The organism is Acinetobacter sp. 22512, from assembly GCF_052044755.1.
Classification (GTDB): Bacteria; Pseudomonadota; Gammaproteobacteria; order Pseudomonadales; family Moraxellaceae; genus Acinetobacter; species Acinetobacter pittii.
On sequence record NZ_JBQENP010000041.1, the window covers coordinates 1 to 3,594 of the forward strand.

The following is a 3,594-nucleotide window of genomic DNA, read 5'->3' on the forward strand; positions in this document are numbered from 1 at the left end:
TCAAAGTCCTGGTTCATACCTGGTAGTAACTTGCCAGGATCAAAGTCCTGGTTCACACCTGGTAATCAAATAATATCTGCGGGCATAGCCCGGTTACTCTCGTTTTTGCTCAACTGGGAGCTTGTAATCAGAGAGAAGAAGGTGCTTGAGCAGGTTGTGACAGTTCGCTCGTAGACACTCGCTCTGCTGATTGTGTTTGAGCAAAATAATTAAATGGTCTGTCATTCTGTTCTATTAGCTTCTTGCAGTCTGATTGCGCCACATCATGCAAAATAGTCCCCTGTTGAGTGTATGCAACATAACGACCATTCTTTTTAATACAGCCACTAAAAACAGGTTTTGCTGTGACTGTATATTCAATTTGCGATTGGTCAACGTCAAAGGGTTTATTGGGATTATATTTAATCGCTATTGTCTCCATCCGAACATCATTTTTAGCTTGAAGTTCTGCATTTCTTTCGCCTGGATTCTCCAGGTCTTTTCGTTGATCTGGAGTCAATCCGGATCCGTCAATTTGTTTTGGTTTTTGCTGAGTATTTGCCTGGGTAAAAGCCGATGGATTAATCATCTTTTGAGTGCCAGGCTTGAAGTATGAATAACCGCCATAGGCTGCTAATGCCAGGATCCCAAAAACGACATAACCTAGCTTTTTAGGTAGCTTCATCTTTACATGATGAGCAGTAGCAGACTTGTAGTAGCTGAACAGGTTTTTAGGGTATTTAAATAGAAATTCGTTCTCTGCTAGCTCTCGAGACGATAAAGATTGTGGCTGTTTACGCACAGATCTCCAGTAGTAAACACTTGCCAATTTTGCCCCATAAGGACGATGCAAGTGATAGTGTTCGCCGACCAGATCCAGGACAAACGCATTTAAGAATCTAGGGCTTTGAGTGATGAACCAAATGTCGTGGCCAGTATGACGATGTACTTGTAATTTCTGTACAACATCATCTTTATTAGCGGATGTACCAGATCTGAAACGCTCATGTTGTTGCGCTTCATCATAGATAACAATTGAGTTATCTGGAGTTGTTCTCCAGTCATCTGGTGACTTTTCAACGCCATCAATTTGAAGCCCCTCGATGTCAGCAAAGATCTGACGTTCAGGAAATTGTTTTTGTAGTTCTAATATCTTTGAAACAACAAATAGGCTTTTCCCTGAGCCTGGTGTACCAGTAACCAAAATTATCATTTTATAAACTCCAACAAGTTAATCAGTGTCGTTATGTGCGTGCACGGCACGCCAAACGACACTGATTAACTTGATAATTTCTGTATGCCTATTTGGGCAGATTTAATAATTGCGTAAGTGCTCAAAGCACCAATAAGAATGCCAATTGCTTTATCACCGCCACACATGCCTAAAAACGCAAGTGCACTCGATGTACCAAAACTCATATTTTGTGTTGCACGGGCGATATAAATACTGATTAAGCCCTGGACAACATGTGTTGTAAAAAGTCCAATTCCCGCACCCAAGAGAACACGTTTAAGCGCGGATCCGAGCAGTAAAGTTAATGCTGTATAAAGTATTTTTCCCATTACTCACTATTCCCCCGTGATAAGCCCATAACTATGTAAGCCCCAATTAAATAGGCGGATCCAATGACAAAAGGTCGAATCATGATCATGAAGTTGCATAAGGGTTCAAAAGAAAAACTTGCATCCTGGGTAACACCCATAAAAGTGACCTGAATAGGTTGTGGCTGTGGGCAAGTTTGATCGAAATTAATTCGACTACCATCATCAAAATTTAGTTCTAGTTCTTTAACTTCTGGTTTTGTTTCTGATGTATCAGATGCGGATTCATTCATCCATTTATCTGTTTTCTTCCAGTAGTCAGCAACAGTTTTAGGGAAATCGATAGCAGCCTGAGCAGCTTGACAGACAGTCGGTGCCCACTCGCAAAACACAGGGAAATTTAATGTAATGTCAGTCGGCGGAGCTTTAGGAGCAGTCGGATCATCTGGATTAGTTTGAGGTACAGCTTGCCCTTGAGCAGTATTAGAGGTTGGGATAGCCTGAGATGAATTTAATTGTTGAACCATGTCATTTGCAGGGACAATTTGTCTTTGTTCATCCTGTTCTAATGCAGTATCTGCTACAGAAGAAACATATGCTTTGCCATCTGCTTTATTTGCAACAGCATCACTAATTATTTGAGATGCTACCGCATCATAAGGTAAATATTTTTCTTGAGTATTTGGATTAGGTGCAGCAGGATTATATGCAGGGTTTAAAATACGTTGATAGCCCCAGTTGAAAGTCTCATTAGCATCCGTCGGTGAGCGCTTAATAACACATTTAGCATCTCTCATACCCACTTCACTTGTTGTCCAGTTATATGGAGTTGCAGAAACAAGTATCCAGCCATATCCCTGAGCATTTCTCGTACATTGATCAGTAGCAGCAGCAGAGTTTGAAGAAAAGTATTTAGTAACTCCAAAAGCACCAGTTTGATAATAGTATTGAACAGATGGATCCTTTGGATCTGAAGGATCACCAACAACAAAATACTTAACACGATTGTTTGCAGGGTCCATGACGTAATCAACTGCACCAATTAGCGTTTTAATTGCTAAATCAACTGCCAAAACAGCACCAGTTCTAACAATCATTTTGCTAACTTGAGTAGCTGTTGGTGTAATTGCAGCAGTTCCCGTAGCTGCATAGTTCTTACCATTTAAAACTACGTTTTTTGCCCCGTCATAAAACGTTGTAGCACCTTGTACAAGTCGTTTAGTAACAGACCAACCTTCAGCAGATACGGTCGTAGCATTAGCTGATTGAAAAAAAATGAAGTTAGGCGTAATGGCTATAATGAAGATCTGTAGCCAGGTGATTAACTTAAAATTATCAATACGCAAATTACGAAAACAAAGACGATTAACCATGACATACAAACCCCTCAATAAAAGATGGGGCAACTAGTGCCCCGATTACATCTTGTTTTATTACAAAGCTCGGCGGATGATTTTCCACCCTTTAATCGCAACCATGACAAGTAGATATGCAGCACCTACAAGTCCGATCGGAGTGATTAAATCGCTTAGTTCAGAAGTAACAGGAGTTACATCAATTGCAGCGTTAGCAAAGTTAGTCATTGCCAATGCAGATGCACCAGTAACAACAACAGCAAGTGGTAAACGTTTAGTTTGTGGTTGAGATTGAACAGTTTTAAGTTCGCTCATGGTTTTTCCCCTTTATTTGAGCAATCGACCAATTTTTTTAAAGCCCCAGGCAACAGCAATACAAATTGCTATGCCTACAGCTATATCACCCGCCTGGTCGTACGTGATTTCGGGTAATCCTAGAAAACCAACTTGCACCCATGTAAGGCACTGGTTTGTAGCCTGGTCAATTTGGGCACATTGGTACATTTTTTTTATTCCTTACCCTTCACATTTAGACATGTGAAAAGCCAAAATTTGGCGGTGAAAATATGCGTAACATTTAGGACATTCGACTTGATTATCCCCCATAATCAATGTTATCTTTTTAGTCATAAATTCACCTAAGTTATTGATTTATTTACATATTATACATTATACGAAGTGTTATATAGTTAACACTTTGATTCATATAGCTTTATTA

The 3,594-nt window shown here is 39.9% G+C and carries 4 protein-coding genes; all 4 read right to left on the minus strand.

Annotation, left to right across the window (positions count from 1 at the left end; genetic code table 11):
- Nucleotides 1–127: 127 nt before the first annotated feature.
- On the minus strand, nucleotides 128–1,192 hold the full coding sequence (locus ACTJJG_RS18965) for a zonular occludens toxin domain-containing protein (RefSeq protein ID WP_032021565.1): 1,065 nt from the start codon (nucleotides 1,190–1,192) through the stop codon (nucleotides 128–130).
- A gap of 65 nt (nucleotides 1,193–1,257) precedes the next feature.
- On the minus strand, nucleotides 1,258–1,542 hold the full coding sequence (locus ACTJJG_RS18970) for a DUF2523 family protein (protein ID WP_000516406.1): 285 nt from the start codon (nucleotides 1,540–1,542) through the stop codon (nucleotides 1,258–1,260).
- A complete protein-coding gene (locus ACTJJG_RS18975; RefSeq protein WP_440608999.1) occupies nucleotides 1,542–2,894 on the minus strand; it encodes a virulence factor TspB C-terminal domain-related protein in 1,353 nt (450 codons plus the stop codon). Before ACTJJG_RS18975 ends, ACTJJG_RS18970 begins: the two co-directional genes overlap by 1 nt.
- Before the next feature lie 60 nt (nucleotides 2,895–2,954).
- Nucleotides 2,955–3,191 (minus strand): major capsid protein, encoded by a 237-nt coding sequence (locus ACTJJG_RS18980; RefSeq protein WP_038348695.1) that lies wholly within the window; start codon nucleotides 3,189–3,191, stop codon nucleotides 2,955–2,957.
- Between the last annotated feature and the right edge of the window lie 403 nt (nucleotides 3,192–3,594).

Excerpts from the sequence above, each read along its gene's own strand:
- ACTJJG_RS18975 (WP_440608999.1), bottom strand. The coding sequence starts at position 2,894 with ATGGTTAATCGTCTTTGTTTTCGTAATTTGCGTATTGATAATTTTAAG.
- ACTJJG_RS18970 (WP_000516406.1), bottom strand. The coding sequence starts at position 1,542 with ATGGGAAAAATACTTTATACAGCATTAACTTTACTGCTCGGATCCGCG.
- ACTJJG_RS18965 (WP_032021565.1), bottom strand. The coding sequence starts at position 1,192 with ATGATAATTTTGGTTACTGGTACACCAGGCTCAGGGAAAAGCCTATTT.
- ACTJJG_RS18980 (WP_038348695.1), bottom strand. The coding sequence starts at position 3,191 with ATGAGCGAACTTAAAACTGTTCAATCTCAACCACAAACTAAACGTTTA.